The organism is Cuspidothrix issatschenkoi CHARLIE-1 (assembly GCF_002934005.1).
GTDB classification, from domain to species: domain Bacteria; phylum Cyanobacteriota; class Cyanobacteriia; order Cyanobacteriales; family Nostocaceae; genus Cuspidothrix; species Cuspidothrix issatschenkoi.
Genome location: NZ_PGEM01000019.1, coordinates 7,313 through 23,364 on the forward strand (window position 1 = coordinate 7,313; position 16,052 = coordinate 23,364).

Here is a 16,052-nt window from a genome sequence, read left to right on the forward strand (position 1 = left end):
GTCAAAATGAACACAGTATAGGCTTTTGGGATATTTATAATTGTTGGTTTATTTACGCCGTGCTGTACTAGCGATCGCCAATTCCACATTCTCCGCATAGTTCAACTTTCGAGAATATTGACACCGTAAGTTTTTGCACAAAAAACAAGTTTTATTTATACCCTATAATTTAATGCTAAGTTAAGAGTTATTAGCCCTTTTTTCCACCCTTACTCAATGTCCCGCGTTTATCCCCGCCGTCAACGGCAGCTTGAAAGTTTAGTCCAAAAGTTAGGTTTGTCATTAAATGCACCTATTAAATGGGAATTGTTAGATTTAGCACTCACTCATCCCACGGTTTCGGATACTGCCAACTATGAACAGCTAGAGTTTGTGGGCGATGCGGTGGTACGCCTAGTGGCTGCCGTGGTATTATGGGAACATTATGCTGATTGTTCAGTCGGTGATTTTGCGGCTATTCGTTCAGTCTTGGTGAGCGATCGCATACTTGCCCAACTAGCCAGAGAATATGGTTTAGAATTATACTTATTAGTTGCTGGTAGTGCTACCGCTGATCATGTCGGTCAAGAGTCACGGTTAGCAGATTCTTTTGAAGCAGTTCTAGGAGCGCTTTATCTTAGCACCAACAATTTAGACCTGATTCGTCCTTGGTTAGATCACCATTTCCAAGACCTGACAAAAGAAATCCGCCTTGATCCGGCTCGACTCAATTATAAAGCCGCCTTGCAAGAATGGACTCAAGCACAATTTAAAGTTTTACCAGAGTATCGAGTGGTCGAAATTAATCAACCCCACCAAACTCATGAACGTTTTTTTGCCGAAGTTTGGTTACATGAAAAAATGTTAGGACAAGGCAAAGGACGCTCCATTAAAGCTGCTGAACAGGCCGCAGCGAAGGAAGCCTATTTAGTAGTTACCACCCCCGTCACAAATGAGTAATTAACTCAAAATTTACGCCTATAAAATTTAAGAAATTCTATATCAGTACAAGTCCTGATTTTTTCATCTGAGTTAAGTCCTCTAATTCTTTAGTTTATATGAAATCACATTTAAGTTATGAAATTACCTTTCTAAGATAGAAGCAGCGAATAAAATCGCCAAGGGCAAAAATCACCCAATCGCAAATTGGGAGGGAATAGTAAACATGACTCAAATATCAGAATCTTTAGATTTGTCCACAGATAAAGCTCTAGATCGTGATTGTACAACATTATCCCGCCACGTCCTCCAACAACTACAGAGTTTTGGACCCGATGCTCAAGATTTAAGTGCGCTGATGAATCGCATTGCCTTAGCAGGTAAACTGATTGCTCGGCGTTTGAGTCGCGCTGGTTTAATGGAAGGAGTGCTAGGATTTACCGGGGAAGTGAACGTCCAGGGAGAATCTGTTAAAAAAATGGATGTTTACGCTAATGAGGTGTTTATATCTGTTTTTAAGCAAAGCGGCCTAGTCTGTCGTCTTGCTTCCGAGGAAATGGAAAAACCCTATTACATCCCGGAAAACTGCCCCATTGGTCGCTACACCCTACTTTATGACCCCATTGATGGCTCATCTAATACAGATAACAATCTCAGTTTAGGTTCTATCTTTGCCATTCGTCAGCAAGAGGGAACAGATATTGATGGTGAAGCGAAGGATTTACTTACCAATGGACGTAAGCAATTAGCAGCAGGATATATTCTCTATGGACCAAGCACTATGCTGGTTTATACAATCGGTAAAGGTGTACATTCCTTTATTCTTGATCCTAGCTTGGGTGAGTTTATTCTCTGTGAAGAAAATATCAAAATGCCAAATCACGCCGCCACCTATAGCGTTAATGATGGCAACTTCTGGCAATGGGATGAATCTTTTAGAGAATATATCCGTTATGTTCATCGCACCGAAGGCTATAGTTCCCGTTACAGTGGCGCAATGGTGAGCGATATTCACAGAATTTTATTACAGGGTGGGGTCTTTCTTTACCCAGGAACACTACAAAAACCAGAAGGTAAATTACGTTTGTTGTATGAAACTGCTCCTTTAGCATTTTTAATTGAGCAAGCTGGGGGTACAGCCACTACAGGAACAATGGATATTTTAGATGTAGTTCCCACCAAACTGCATCAGCGTACACCTTTAATTATTGGTAGTAAAGATAATGTAGCAAAAGTCAGGTCTTTTATCCAAACAAATGATTAGAAAAGACTAGTACCGCAAGGCGGAATTAAAAATTAAAAATTAAAAATTAAAAAAAGCTTGTGAAATGAGCTTTTTAGTCATTTTTAATGGTTGGTTTATTTACGCCGTGTTGTACTGGGAAATCTTTGAGGTATAAATCTGATTTCTGATAATTTTTTTAAAATTATCAAAGTCTCTTTTTATACAGGCTTTACCTCCTACCCCCGGTTGGTGAGCGTAGACATTAGCGAAGCGTGGCGTTAGCCATACCTCTGTCTGAGTTAACATTCTTTCTGTGTCATTTATGAACTGTTTGAAAGCCAAAGTCCAGCTATTCTCACCTGTAGAGGGAATTGGGCAAACAGAGGAAAAATGAGTAAATCAGGAAATAGAAAGAATATTTACTCTAGACTATTGCTTTTTACCTCTGATATCTTACCCCAATTCAAAATCCCAAATCTAAAATCTAAAATCCTATGGTCAGTTTGTTAGAAAATCCATTGCGTGCCGGTCTACAGCAGCAAGGGATGCCCGAACCACAAATTATGGTGATCTTTGGTGCTTCTGGAGATTTAACTTGGCGGAAATTAGTCCCAGCATTATACAAATTGCGGAGAGAAAGACGTATTCCCGCAGAAACAACCATTGTGGGTGTAGCTCGTCGAGAATGGACTCATGAATATTTCCGTGAACAAATGGAAAAAGGCATGGTAGAAGCTCACCCTAATGTTGAGTTAGGTGAACTTTGGCAAGACTTTTCCCAAGGTTTGTTTTACTGTTCTGGGAATATAGATGATGTAGCAGGATATCAAAAACTCAAAACCCTATTGAGTGAACTAGACGAGAAACGGGGAACAAGAGGAAACCGGATGTTCTATCTTTCGGTTGCTCCCAACTTCTTCCCCGAAGCTATTAAGCAGTTAGGGTTAGCAGGGATGCTAGATGATGCCGAAAAACATCGTCTCGTGATTGAAAAACCCTTTGGCCGTGACCTAGCTTCCGCCCAAAGCCTCAACCAAGTAGTTCAGAAGGTTTGTAAAGAAAACCAAGTCTATCGTATTGACCACTACTTAGGTAAAGAAACAGTCCAAAACCTACTCGTTTTCCGCTTTGCCAATGCCATTTTTGAGCCTTTATGGAATCGGCAATTTGTGGATCACGTACAAATTACTGTAGCTGAAACCGTTGGTGTAGAAGATCGGGCTGGTTATTATGAAAGCGCCGGCGCACTGCGGGATATGTTACAAAACCACCTGATGCAGCTTTACTGTTTGACGGCAATGGAAGCACCCAATGACATGGATGCTGATAGTATTCGTACAGAAAAAGTTAAAGTGCTACGAGCTACCCGTTTAGCTGATGTCCATAACTTGTCAAAATCAGCCATTCGTGGGCAATATAGCGCGGGTTGGATGAAAGGGCAACAAGTTCCAGGGTATCGAGGTGAACCAGGAGTAAATCCTGAATCCACTACCCCCACCTATGTGGCGATGAAATTTGTAGTGGATAACTGGCGTTGGAAAGGTGTTCCTTTCTACCTACGAACTGGTAAGCGGATGCCCAAAAAAGTCAGTGAAATTGCCATTCACTTCCGGGAAGTTCCTTCCAGAATGTTCCCCTCCGCCGCCCAACAAGCAAACGCTAACGTTTTGGCCATGAGGATACAACCCAATGAAGGTATTTCTCTCCGGTTCGATGTGAAAATGCCCGGTGGCGATTTCCGCACCCGTTCCGTAGATATGGATTTTAGCTATGGTTCTTTTGGGATTACAGCTACTTCTGATGCCTATGATCGCCTCTTCCTGGATTGTATGATGGGCGACCAAACTTTATTTACAAGAGCAGACGAAGTAGAAGCAGCTTGGCAAGTAGTTACACCAGCCCTATCTGTATGGGATTTACCCGCCAATCCTGCTACAGTTCCTCAGTATGAAGCCGGTACTTGGGAACCAGAAGAAGCAGAATTATTAATTAACCAAGACGGCCGCCGTTGGCGCAGACTCTAAGAATTTTAGATTTTGGATTGGGAATTGGTGATTAGTGACTGGTAAGTTGAAAAACAATTATTACTCATTAACTATTACCCAACTTCTAATCCACAATCTTAAAATCTTAAATCTAAAATCCACAATCCAAAATCCACAATCCACAATCCAAAATTAACTATGGTTTCCCAAGCACCAACAATTTTTTCTTTGCAAGCACCCAAGGATGTTTCCCTCACAGAAATTGAAGCGGAACTGACTCAAGTTTGGCAAAGTTACGGTATTCAAGGAGAAGAAGGCGGTTTACCTGCTGCTACCCGCGCGACAACATTTACTTTAGTGGTTTACGAACCTGAAGAAACCCAGTATTTGTTAACAGCTACAGGTTTTTATAATGGGCCAATTGATGGTATTCTCGGACCCCAAACTAAAACCGCATTATTAGAAGTACAAAAACATTTTCATCTTGCTGAAACTGGTACTGCTACACCGGAAACTCTGACTGCTTTACGGGAAGCATATTTTAAAAAGCAGCACAGTGGACCCAAGGGAGACAATCATGGTACAGCCATGGGTTATACTTTCAGCGCTACCAGTCCCACCATTGCTGATGAAATTGCCATCCGTAACCCTTGCCGGATTATTGCCCTATGTCCTATTGCTGGAGATGATGAAGGGGTTAAGGCACAAGTTTCTGCCTATTGTCCCATTCAAAAGCAGTCTTCCAGCACTCTTGTCTGCTGTGAATACATTACTCTCACTGGTACTGCTGCGGCTTTAGAACGCATTGGAGGCATGATTCCAGCTTTGTTAATTGGTGGGTTGCCTAAGTTTCTGTGGTGGAAAGCTACCCCAGATGCCCAAAATCCATTATTTAAAAGATTGGCGGCTGTTTGCAATAATGTGATTGTTGATTCTTGCAATTTCAATACACCAGAAGATGATTTACTCACCTTGCAACAGTTGGTAGAATCTGGTGTACCCCTAGCTGATTTGAATTGGCGACGGTTATCAGCTTGGCAAGAATTGACCGCAGAAGCTTTTGATGCGCCCAACCGTCGCGCCGCCCTCAAAGAAGTTGATCGTGTCAATATTGATTATGAAAAAGGTAATGCTGCTCAAGCATTATTGTATTTGGGTTGGTTAGCTAGTCGCTTGGAATGGCAGCCAGTTTCCTACAGACAGGAAAGCGGTGATTACGATCTCACTTACGTTCAATTTATTGCCCAAGACCAAAAACACATCGAAGCTGAGTTAGCTGGTGTTCCCATTGCGGATGTTGGCGAAGTTATCGGCGATTTAATTGGGTTACGCTTGAGTTCTAGCAATCCTCAAGCAAATTGTGGCACTGTGATTTGTTCAGAAACGGGCGGTTGTATGCGAATGGAAACCCATGGCGGCGCTCAATCTGCTGGGTTATTCCAACAAGTCAGTTCTCTTTCAGAACAAAAAGCGGAAGTATTGTTAAGCCAACAAGTACAACGTTGGGGACGTGAGGCTTTATTTGAGGAAAGTCTCATTGTCATTGGCAATACTATTAAGTTAGGTAAATAATCGTTCCCTGATTTCCTTAAATCAAGTTGAACTGTAAGCATATTGGTAAGGTGCGTCAGACTAAATTATATTAATAAACAGATTTGTCATATCTGACGCACTTTACGTATCTTTTCATAAATCAAATATAATTCCTATAATAGTTTCATCTGTGGAGTTAAATCTAATGACACAATCTGCAATCACAAATTTAGAATTAATTCAACCTTTAGCTAATCATCAGACTTTGACAGATGAGCAATTTATGTTATTAAGGGAAGACGAAAATCTTTATGAATATGTGAATGGAGAGCTAGTTATTGTGGCAAATTCAGGAGTAGAACATGGCTATTTAGCTCTAACTCTGGGATATTTTCTAACAGGTTTTGTGCGTGATCATAAACTCGGAATAACTTGTGATTCTAGCACTGCTTTTAAAATGAAAACTGGTAACAAAAGATCCCCTGATCTGGCTTTTATTTCTAAAGAAAGATTACAAGGTTTGAAACGATTACCCAAAGGTTTTTTTGATGGCGCTCCTGATTTAGCTGTAGAAATTATATCTCCTAATAATACCTTTGAAGAAATTCATAATAAATTAGTAGAGTATTTTGAAAATGGAACTCGTTTAGCATGGGTAATATTGCCAGATGAAGAATGTGTATTAGTTTATCGCAAACCTAAACCATCCCAGCTTTTACAATTGGAAGACAGTCTTAATGGAGAAGATGTTATTCCTAATTTTAATCTGCCTTTGACAGAGTTATTTCAAGAATTATCTTTTTAGATATAAATTCTCAACTATGCAACATTTAGACAGTTTAGATTTTGCCAGTAAAATTAAAGAATTAATGTAAGTATTCAGCTATAGTGCCAGTTCATACCCAGATCCCCGACTTCTTTTATTAATTCTGTCCATAAATGATAAATTGATCACAGAAGTCGGGGATCTTTTTACCTCACTTGAATTCTTATCAATGTTGGGTTTCCTAACGTCAACCCAACCTACATCATTATATTTTTTAAGCCATTAAAAAACCCGGATGAACCGGGCAGATGTACTCCTTGTCAAGTTTTAAGCTAATGATAATTATTGGTTGACTTCACAAGTTAAAGGACAAGCTGCATAAACAGTGGTTTGAGTTTTCTCCCCTTCACTATGTAACCAATTTAACCATTTGATTTGCTTGGGATGAATACCTTTAGCAGTTAGCACTCCGGCACTAATTAACACTGCCATAATATTAAACATGACTAAACCACCTGCCACAACTAATACTGCGTTAGCTGGCATTACAGATTGCAAAACAATAGACAAAAGACATCCAACTGTCGCCATCAATACAACCAATGGAAAACCGACAACTAACAAGCACACTGCCAATGTAAATGTCCAAATTAAAAAACTTCTCATCATCAACAAGGAGTCGGTCTGACTAAGATTAGAGCTTTGAGCCGCAACCATGACGTTTTCTCCTAAAATACACAGCAAGTTTAAATTTCAGTTATTTATCGCCTAAAAACGAGTTAACTGATTTTTTTTGTTTCAGTGAAATTTAGTATATAAAACCTTAGGGAGAAAATGAGCATTTCTTAACTAAAGTTTACAGTTAGTTTTTTCTGTTTATCAATGACATCTAAGATATGCCCACAGGAATAGAACAGGCTTCTGGTATATGCCTTGAGAACTCACCACTAGAGGTAGATGAGAAGTAAGGCTTGATCCCCATGATCAGACTTGCGGTATGCTTAACATTTCTTATAATAAGTGCTATGGTTTCTCATAATTTGTGGAGAGGTAACAAAAAACATTGGTAGGTTAGAGGTAACTGAGAATTTTCTTTCGTTTTAGTCATGAATACTTATAGAATTAATTACCATAACATTACAGAAACTTTACGGAAGACTAAGGTTAACGAGTATGTGTTAGAAAATATATATATTGGTGAATAAACCCTAAAAAATACGGCATAACTGGAAATTACTGTTGGGAAAAGAGGTGATCAAAACGGACTCCTGCCTTCTGCCTTTGTTAATAAATTTTCCATCTACCAAAAGTAAAGATATATGACAGAACCACAAACACGGAGAATGCCACCACCGCCACCACTACCGCCACCACCGCCACCTTTACCAACGGCACAACGTCCACCCGCAGCACCACCTCCAATGACCGCACCTGTGGGAATGCGTCCACCCGCAGCACCACCTCCATCAGCACCACCTCCAGTATCAGTTAATGCTTCAGCCCCTAGCAATAAACCTTCAGGACTAACCCTGGCGCAACTTGTCCAGGAAGCATTTGATCAGAGTTATTCTGATGTTCACTTGGGAATAGGGGAAGTACCGCGCTTTCGCTGTCGTGGTGAGATTCAAACCACAAATTATCCCGAAACTGATAAAGCAACTTTTATGAGTTGGTTGCATGAGATTCTCACTGATGCAGAGATTCAAAGGTTTCAAGAACAACTAGAATTTGATGGTGCGACTCAGTACGATTTTGCCCGTGTACGGATTAATGTCTTTGATTCCTTGCGTGGCTATGCGATGGTATTGCGATTAATTCCCCTGAAAATTCTCTCTATGGAGCAGTTGCGCTTACCACCCATATTCCGAGATATATGTCATCATCACAAGGGGTTAATTTTGGTGACAGGTCCGACTGGTTCAGGTAAATCAACGACAATGGCCGCTATGGTTGACTATATCAATCGGGAAATGGCCAAACATATTATTACCATTGAAGATCCTGTAGAATTTGTCCATCAAAGCCGTAAGTCTCTAGTTAAACAACGGGAAGTAGGAATGCACACCCGCAAGTTTGATAATGCCTTAAAAGCAGCTTTGCGGGAAGATCCAGATTTGATTCTGGTGGGGGAAATGCGGGATAAGGAAACCGTGAATACTGCTCTCAAGGCCGCGCAAACAGGTCACTTGGTTATGGGAACTCTGCACACCAATAGTGCGGTAAAAACCATTGAACGGATTCTCAATTTGTATTCAGGTGAAGAACAGGAAGCGATGCGGGTAGCACTGGCTGAATCCTTAGTAGCAGTAATCGCTCAAGGTTTGTGCCGGACGACAGATGGTAAACGGGCGGCTTTCCACGATATTCTCATTAATACTGAAGCGGTTAAAGAATGGGTGAAAGACGCTAAGTATGATGAAATTGGCGAGTTAATGAAACAAGCCGGTTTTGATGGCATGGTGACAATGAATCAATCATTACTCAATCTCTATCAAGAAGGCCGAATTACTGAAGAAACCGCTTTGGAAATGTCCCCAACTCCCAACGAAATGGCACAATTCCTCCGAGGTCGTGTTTAATTGGTAATTGGTCATTACCCCCCTGCACCTGTGAATAAGTTGAATTTAGACAAAAAACCCCCGTTGTTCAAGGGTATTGCTTTGTTTACGCCCGGAGGAGATTTAATTTATTGTATTGACCCTAGTAAACAAGGACGATGGCATTTACATTTATGTGCGGCTTTGCAGGAAATACTGGATTTACCAGAGCCGCCACATTTTTTAGTTCCTTGTTATACTGCAACTATTGATCATTGGTTAAATCCTCGGACTCAACAAGTACAAATTTTTGCCGAAGCTTATCCAGCGGTGATTCGTCATCAAGCTGTGCTAAATGCGCTTTTTGGGACGGGGGATTTAGTGTGGCAATCAGCACCTTGGCAGGATGGTTTGTGCGATCGCTTGGTATTATCAACTTATCGCGCTGCCTTCCCTCAACTGTGGGAAGATCATGATTTAATTGTTCGTTTAGATTTAACTGATTCTCCATCACAGTATCAGCAACCAGTGATTAATACCCAACCAGTACCACAAAATATCCCAAGTCCCCAAGGCTTTGTCCTGCGGTTGTTTGTAGCTGGTCATAGCGCGACTACAGAAAAAATTCTCCAAAATTTGCACGCATCTTTAGAGCGATCGCTAGGATACCCTTATACTCTCAAAGTTATTGATGTTCTCACCAATCCAGAACAGGCGGAAATTGATCAAGTTTCCGCTACTCCTACTTTAGTTAAGGTTTGGCCCCATCCTATTCGCCGCATAGTTGGTAATTTAGATAATATGGATAAACTTTTACAAATGTTAGCGGGACAATAGACAATTGCTGACAAAGACAGGACTTACGCAAAATAGAGCGAAAGTAGGGGTAATTCATGAATTACCCCTACGAAATAATCAGGGTTTCAGTTACATCTTGCGTAAGTCCTAAAAGAATGTAGAAATTGGTGTCTCAATCACTAAAAAGCTCACGCTATATTATTTTTGACTTTTGACTTTTGAATGCATGACTTCCGCCTTGCGGTACTAGGGGGGATCTGTGTTGAAAATAACCATCTCAAAGTTTTAATTGATATAATCTTGAGGTGTTAGATCAAGAGTGTAGCAAACCAGGGGTAAGAAAATGACAGACATTGAAGAAACACTCCCGATTTTAACTGGAAACAAAGGAATATACCAACTTCTGAGACCTTTAGGAGCAGGGAGTTTTGGGGATACTTTTCTCGCGATTGACTTAAAGACGTTCAATCAACGTCATTGTGTTGTTAAGCGATTACGAAATAGTCAACATTCTCCAGAAATCGTTGCAGGGATCAAAAAAGCCTTTGAAAGGGAGGCTAAGGTTCTGGAAGATTTAGGGGATAAAAGCGGTAACATTCCCTGCTTATATGATTATTTTTCCTTAACTGTAACTGACCCTCACCTCCATACCCCACAAGAGTTTTATTATTTGGTTCAACAATATATCGAAGGTGAGGATTTAAAAAAGGAACTGGAACAACAAGGACGTTTCTCAGAAGCCAAGGTTTTGGCTTTATTAAATAATATTTTACCTGTTTTGGAATTTATCCATAAAAATAACGTTATTCACCGGGATATTAAACCTAGTAATATTGTGCGCTCCCAAGCAAAAGCAGAAGATAACAAATTCTATTTAATTGACTTTGGAGCAGTTAAACAAGTAATCGAAGGTAAGATTTACACCACAGAAACATCTATAGTGTTTGGAACTCCTGCTTATGCTCCCCTAGAACAAAGCAGAGGGGAAAAGGTTGATTATTCCAGTGATTTATATGCCTTGGCTGCTTCTTGTGTGCAATTATTAACAGGTGAATTGCCAGACAATTCCCGTGTTAATCAGCTTTGGAATTGGCAAAAATATCCCTATATTAGCAAACATTTAGGTGAGATACTAAAGCGTATGCTCCAAGAAGATCCTCGTTCTAGATTCCAGTCGGCAGAGGAAGTAATGGAAGCTCTGAATAAACGTGATGATCAACGACATAGGGATGAAAATAATGGTGGTGGTGAAAAGACAATAATTATCTCTACTTCCCAACCTCGATTTATTAAAGTTTTGTTGACAACAGCAATTATTTTGACGACTGCTGGGGGTTTAATAGCTATTTATCGCCATCAAAATCCAGATACACAGAATATTACAACTATTCCCGGTCAACTATTTGCACATCAACAATTTGGAATTGAGATCAAATATCCTCGAGATTGGAAGGCTGAAAAACAAGAATATAGTCCGTTAACCGGGGGAACTATAGCCAAAATATTCCCTCATACTTCTAGTCCGAATCTCGAAGTAGGGCTATTTATCCGTATTGAAGATATACAAAAATCTCAGACTTTATCAGAGTATAATCAGGCTGCTATCGAAAAAATTAAAAAATCCGTTAAAAACGTCCAAATTCTCGAACAACAATCGAAAAAACTAAATAACCGAGAAGGATATCAAATAATTTATACAGGTCAAGATCCAATTTATAACTTCAGGTTTAAAGCTATGGAAGTTTGGACTATTAGTGATTCAAAAGTTTATATCCTGACCTACCGAGCAGAAGAAAAACTCTATGATCCCTTTCTCAAGGATGTAGAGCAAACCATGATTAGGTCTTTTCATATAGAGCCTATTCTAGGTCTATGAGAGGGTGTTTGAAAAGGGGCTAGTACCGCGGGGCGGAAGTCAAAAGTCAAAAGTCAAAAATAATATGGCGTAAGCTTTTTAGGGCTTGCTGAAAAAGTTGTCTGTGAGGGAACAGGGAACAGGGAACAGTTTCAAGAGTTGGATGGGAGCTATTTTTCCTTGGTATCAAACTTAAATGCAAGGTTTTCGAGTTTCCACCTCGTAAAAGCTTGCACCTTTTTTACATGAAAACGGCTCAAACCCTTTACCTGTAATCTTTTCATGTTTATTCAGCAAGCCCTTTTTAGTGACTGAGAATGGTTGTTTTATTTACGCCGTGCTGTGCTATGGCGGTATGCACTTGAATCAGATACGGAATTTACCTAGGGTTTGCTGAAAAAGTCTTTTCGTGAGGGCTAGGAGTCAGGAGTCACCGAGTCAGGAGGAAGAATTAGGAGTCAGGAGTCACCGAGTCAGGAGTCAGGAGTCAGGAGGAAGAATTAGGAGTCAGGAGGAAGAATTAGGAGGAGATAAGAATAGTCTCGAATCTGAGAAAGTGATAGGTTTTTAATGGTTTCAATGCTTATTCCTTGCACCTAATTCACTTTTTTAAGCCTGAAACTCTTAATATATCTAGGTTTTTGGTTTATTCAGCAAGCCCTATTTATACATTAAAAATTTTTCAAATATTCTCTGAGGTAGAGCAGGGTAATATACATTGTCAGTTGACATTTATACACTAGTTATATTAACGTAGGATTGATTCAACTCATCAGCTTTCTGTAACCCTCTTAATAACCTGATGTCTTATGGCTTTAGTTATGAAAAATAACCTATCAGCACCCTTAACTGGTCTGGCCTTAGCCTTGAGTATCACTTTAGCCAGTAATCAGCCCAGCCAAGCTCAAAGCCGTCAATTTACTTGTGCTTTGAGAGATAACTATCCAGTAACCGTGGTTCGTCACCCCACCAGAGGTAGTGTGGCCTTAATTGTGTGGACAAACACAAGTCAGATTAATGATACATGGACACCTCAAAAACGTTGTCAAAAAGTATCAGATCGTTTCCAGAAACTGCAAAATCAAGGTCAACTAAAAATCCTGAAAACGGGAACAGTTAACGGTCAATCTGTTATCTGTGGGTTAAGAAATGATCGGGGAGCTTGTAATAACAAAAATGTCTTACTGACCATGACCAAGGATCGTGACCCTAATCAGGTTCTCGAACAACTATTGAATACCCGTGTTTCCGCAGGTGGGGAGGCTGTTTACCTCAGTGGCGACCAAGAGGGACACATTAAACCAACAATCAACCGTGATGGAACTGCCAGCGTTGACATTGATCAGGTGATCAACGGTAACAGTGAGGATATCTGGTAAATTAGAAATTGTGGGGGAAAATCATGAGTTGGCGCATAGGAATAATTGCTGTTTTTGCACTAACTGGTTCTGTTTTGCCTTTGGCAACTCCAGTGTCGTCAGTTCAGAAACCCCCTTTTTCAAGGGTTAATTTGCGGTCTGGCCAAGAACAAATTCAACTTGAACAAGCAGCCCGTTTAATTACGGTTAGGATTTTAAGTAGCCCTAAACAAAAGCGCGATCGCTCATTAGGTTCTGGTGTACTATTTTATAAAGATCATAGAAATCACTTCACCTCAACCTATGGAGTAATTACCAATAATCATGTTTTACAAGCCGGTGAAGCTCCCTATTCTATTCAAACTCCCGACGGAAAAACACACCGTGCTAACCTTATAGTGCAAAAAAAACAACTAAAGGGACATGATTTAGCCTTATTAGAATTTGTAGCTGACTCAGAATACAGGATTACTACCAAATCAAATCAACCAGCCGCCATTGGAGATGGAGTAATAGCCGCAGGTTTTCCTCTCAAAAATAGCCAAAGCAAATATCGGGGGTTTGTGATTAAACCCGGTAACATTGAATTGGTATTGGATAAAGCCCTAGAGGGCGGATACCGAATTGGCTCTACCAATGATGTAGAAAAAGGGATGAGTGGCGGACCCCTATTGAATCGCGATGGGGAATTAGTGGGAATTAATGGACTTCATGCTAACCCAATTTGGGGTGATCCTTATGTTTTTGAAGATGGTTCTTACCCAACGGACGCACAGCGAGAACAAATAGGTCAATATAGCTGGGGTATTCCCCTAGAAACAGTTAGGCAATTGTTGATTGCTAAAGGCAAGTCCTAATGCTTGTAATTTTGCATGAGACAAAAAATAGAATATATAAGTTTTCTATCAAAAAAAGCCCAAGCAGATTTTATCTAAAAAAATTGTACAAAAAATAGTTGAGAATTTCAAGCTCTGAAATCAACTTTTTTCGTTAGCTTATTGAGAAAATTCTCAAGATTATTGAGAATATAGGGTAATATAGGGTACTTATTCTTTTTTTGCTGAAGAATGATTTGAATAACTTATCAGTATTGTAGGGTGCGTTAGGATGAAATCCGTAACGCTATCGCTAACATACCCTACCTAAATCAATATTAAGCGCACCCCAATCAATTCCCCAGTCGGTTTTAACCGACTTGAGCTTTGAGACAGGGAATTTATTCCCTGGCTGTCTAAATCCAAATCAAACTTTTAAAACCTTACATCTTTGCGTGAAGCACAAAAAAAGGGTATTATGAAAAATACTATATAAAAAATAGTATTATAAAAGACAAAAGACTATGAAATTTTCCCAGGGATTAGGAGTAATTCTAGGAACAACAACCCTAGCTTTAGTACAATACCAACCCGTATCTGCATTAACTCCTGCACAAGTTAATGATATCGCTAAACAAATCACCGTCATGATTGGTGGACTAGATGGAAAAGGTTCAGGAGTAATTATCGCTAAAAATGGTAATACCTACACTGTGCTAACAGCTAATCATGTGGTGAAAAAAGCCGGAGTTTATGACGTTATCACCCATGACGGGCAAAAATACCCCATGGAAAGCGCTCAAACTCTGGGAAAACTGGATTTAGCTTTAGTCAGATTTACCAGTTCCAAAAATTATCCCCCTGCTAAAATTGCTGATTCTCGGACAGTTAAAGAAGGTGCAACGGTATATTATGCAGGGTTTCCGACTGAAACTGCAAATCAACTGCGTAGATATCGTTTTATACGAGCCGATATAACAGGCAGGAGTCAAAATCAAGAAGGGTATGAATTATCCTATAATGGACAAGCTTTACCGGGGATGAGTGGAGGTCCAGTATTAAATGAAGAAGGTCTTCTAATTGCTATTCACGGTCAGGCAGAAACCCGTGATATTAAAATTCAAGGTTTTCTTAAGCCTGAAATTGTGGGAGTTCAGGGAATACCGACGGAAAAAGTACCAGATTTAGACAGTATCATCACAAAAGGTATTAGTTCATCTAACCAGCAACCTAATTCTGTCCCTACTATTAGTCTTAATGATGCTGGAGCTTACAACAGGCGCGGAGTTCTTTACTATGAGCAGAAAAAATGGGAATTAGCATTGGCTGATTATACTAAGGCTATTCAACTTAATCCTAGTTATACTGCTGCTTACTACAATCGCGGGTGGCTTTACAAAGAGCAAAAAAAATGGGAATTAGCATTGGCTGATTTTACTAAATATATCGAACTTGACCCTGACTCTGATACAGCCGCTGAATCTTACCACCAACTGGGAAATATTTACAATGCTCTGGGAAACAAGGAATTAGCAATAGCTAATTACACCAAAGCTATTGCTATTGTACCTAAGTTTGCTTGGGCTTATTTAAATCGTGGCTCTACTTACCAAAAACTGGGAAAATACGAACTAGCTCTGGCAGATTTCAACAAAGCCATTAATATTAATCCCAATTTTTCTTTTGGTTACTACCTTCGCGGTTGGCTTTACAGGAGGCAAGAAAAACAGGAATTGGCATTGGCTGATTTTACTAAGTATATCGAACTTGACCCTGACTCTGATACAGCCGCTCAGGCTTACCTCCAGCTGGGAAATATTTACAGTGGTCTGGGAAACAATGAATTAGCAATAGCTAATTACACTAAAGCTATTGCTATTATACCCAACTTTTTTTGGGCTTATTTAAATCGTGGGGCTGTTTACACAGAACAGAAAAAATGGGGTTTAGCATTAGCAGATTATACCAAACTTATTGGATTTTTTCCCGATTCCGGCAGGGCTTACAGGGATCGAGGTGATGTTTACAAGCAGCTAGGAGACAAACAAAAAGCTAAAGAAGACTATCTACAAGCAGCACGATTATTCCTAGCTAAAGGTAAAGATTGGAATACTGACTATGAAGAGGTAATAAAACTATTGAACTCATTATAGACATTTCCTACCCAGTTTGGCAGGGTCTACCACTTCCTGTAACATACCTCTAAGATACAAGGTTGGATTAAGGTACGAAACCCAACATGAACGTCGGGTTACGCTGTCG

12 protein-coding genes are annotated in these 16,052 nt (G+C 40.0%); 11 read left to right on the forward strand and 1 reads right to left on the reverse strand.

Translation table 11 applies throughout. The annotated features are described in order from the left end of the window. Window positions 1–216: 216 nt before the first annotated feature. The 5 genes from rnc (at window position 217) to CUN59_RS02615 (ending at window position 6,466) form a co-directional block, all read left to right on the forward strand. Window positions 217–939 (forward strand): ribonuclease III, encoded by a 723-nt coding sequence (gene rnc / locus CUN59_RS02595; RefSeq protein WP_104386367.1) that lies wholly within the window; start codon window positions 217–219, stop codon window positions 937–939. A 205-nt stretch (window positions 940–1,144) separates the two neighbouring features. Beyond that, a complete protein-coding gene (fbp, locus tag CUN59_RS02600; protein ID WP_104386368.1) occupies window positions 1,145–2,182 on the forward strand; it encodes a class 1 fructose-bisphosphatase in 1,038 nt (345 codons plus the stop codon). A gap of 455 nt (window positions 2,183–2,637) precedes the next feature. Continuing rightward, window positions 2,638–4,167: a glucose-6-phosphate dehydrogenase gene (zwf, locus tag CUN59_RS02605; RefSeq protein WP_104386369.1), complete on the forward strand. Its 1,530-nt coding sequence runs from the start codon at window positions 2,638–2,640 to the stop codon at window positions 4,165–4,167. Window positions 4,168–4,326: 159 nt separating this feature from the next. Next, complete coding sequence (gene opcA / locus CUN59_RS02610; protein WP_104386370.1) at window positions 4,327–5,700, forward strand: glucose-6-phosphate dehydrogenase assembly protein OpcA; 1,374 nt, start codon at window positions 4,327–4,329, stop codon at window positions 5,698–5,700. Window positions 5,701–5,866: 166 nt separating this feature from the next. Further along, window positions 5,867–6,466, forward strand: coding sequence for a Uma2 family endonuclease (locus tag CUN59_RS02615; RefSeq protein ID WP_207765354.1), 600 nt, complete (start codon window positions 5,867–5,869; stop codon window positions 6,464–6,466). Between the two features lie 303 nt (window positions 6,467–6,769). Here the strand turns inward: CUN59_RS02615 and CUN59_RS02620 are convergent, their stop codons facing one another. Continuing rightward, window positions 6,770–7,144, reverse strand: coding sequence for a hypothetical protein (locus CUN59_RS02620; protein WP_104386371.1), 375 nt, complete (start codon window positions 7,142–7,144; stop codon window positions 6,770–6,772). 602 nt (window positions 7,145–7,746) lie between these two features. On the opposite strand from CUN59_RS02620, the gene CUN59_RS02625 reads away from it, so the two are divergent. From CUN59_RS02625 to CUN59_RS02650, 6 genes are all read left to right on the forward strand, one after another. Beyond that, window positions 7,747–9,006 carry a type IV pilus twitching motility protein PilT gene (locus CUN59_RS02625; RefSeq protein WP_104386372.1) on the forward strand — a complete coding sequence of 420 codons (1,260 nt, stop codon included), beginning with the start codon at window positions 7,747–7,749 and terminating at the stop codon, window positions 9,004–9,006. A 30-nt stretch (window positions 9,007–9,036) separates the two neighbouring features. After that, window positions 9,037–9,801, forward strand: a complete 765-nt coding sequence (locus CUN59_RS02630; protein WP_104386377.1) for a circadian clock KaiB family protein — start codon at window positions 9,037–9,039, stop codon at window positions 9,799–9,801. A 304-nt stretch (window positions 9,802–10,105) separates the two neighbouring features. Continuing rightward, window positions 10,106–11,638, forward strand: coding sequence for a serine/threonine-protein kinase (locus CUN59_RS02635; protein ID WP_104386373.1), 1,533 nt, complete (start codon window positions 10,106–10,108; stop codon window positions 11,636–11,638). An 800-nt stretch (window positions 11,639–12,438) separates the two neighbouring features. Beyond that, complete coding sequence (locus CUN59_RS02640) at window positions 12,439–12,996, forward strand: COP23 domain-containing protein (protein WP_104386378.1); 558 nt, start codon at window positions 12,439–12,441, stop codon at window positions 12,994–12,996. 23 nt (window positions 12,997–13,019) lie between these two features. Next, window positions 13,020–13,832, forward strand: coding sequence for a S1 family peptidase (locus CUN59_RS02645; protein ID WP_104386374.1), 813 nt, complete (start codon window positions 13,020–13,022; stop codon window positions 13,830–13,832). A gap of 482 nt (window positions 13,833–14,314) precedes the next feature. Further along, window positions 14,315–15,943 carry a tetratricopeptide repeat-containing S1 family peptidase gene (locus CUN59_RS02650; RefSeq protein ID WP_104386375.1) on the forward strand — a complete coding sequence of 543 codons (1,629 nt, stop codon included), beginning with the start codon at window positions 14,315–14,317 and terminating at the stop codon, window positions 15,941–15,943. The last annotated feature ends 109 nt before the right edge of the window (window positions 15,944–16,052 follow it).

Excerpts from the sequence above, each read along its gene's own strand:
- rnc (WP_104386367.1), top strand. The coding sequence starts at position 217 with ATGTCCCGCGTTTATCCCCGCCGTCAACGGCAGCTTGAAAGTTTAGTC.
- fbp (WP_104386368.1), top strand. The coding sequence starts at position 1,145 with ATGACTCAAATATCAGAATCTTTAGATTTGTCCACAGATAAAGCTCTA.
- zwf (WP_104386369.1), top strand. The coding sequence starts at position 2,638 with ATGGTCAGTTTGTTAGAAAATCCATTGCGTGCCGGTCTACAGCAGCAA.
- opcA (WP_104386370.1), top strand. The coding sequence starts at position 4,327 with ATGGTTTCCCAAGCACCAACAATTTTTTCTTTGCAAGCACCCAAGGAT.
- CUN59_RS02615 (WP_207765354.1), top strand. The coding sequence starts at position 5,867 with ATGACACAATCTGCAATCACAAATTTAGAATTAATTCAACCTTTAGCT.
- CUN59_RS02620 (WP_104386371.1), bottom strand. The coding sequence starts at position 7,144 with ATGGTTGCGGCTCAAAGCTCTAATCTTAGTCAGACCGACTCCTTGTTG.
- CUN59_RS02625 (WP_104386372.1), top strand. The coding sequence starts at position 7,747 with ATGACAGAACCACAAACACGGAGAATGCCACCACCGCCACCACTACCG.
- CUN59_RS02635 (WP_104386373.1), top strand. The coding sequence starts at position 10,106 with ATGACAGACATTGAAGAAACACTCCCGATTTTAACTGGAAACAAAGGA.
- CUN59_RS02640 (WP_104386378.1), top strand. The coding sequence starts at position 12,439 with ATGAAAAATAACCTATCAGCACCCTTAACTGGTCTGGCCTTAGCCTTG.
- CUN59_RS02645 (WP_104386374.1), top strand. The coding sequence starts at position 13,020 with ATGAGTTGGCGCATAGGAATAATTGCTGTTTTTGCACTAACTGGTTCT.
- CUN59_RS02650 (WP_104386375.1), top strand. The coding sequence starts at position 14,315 with ATGAAATTTTCCCAGGGATTAGGAGTAATTCTAGGAACAACAACCCTA.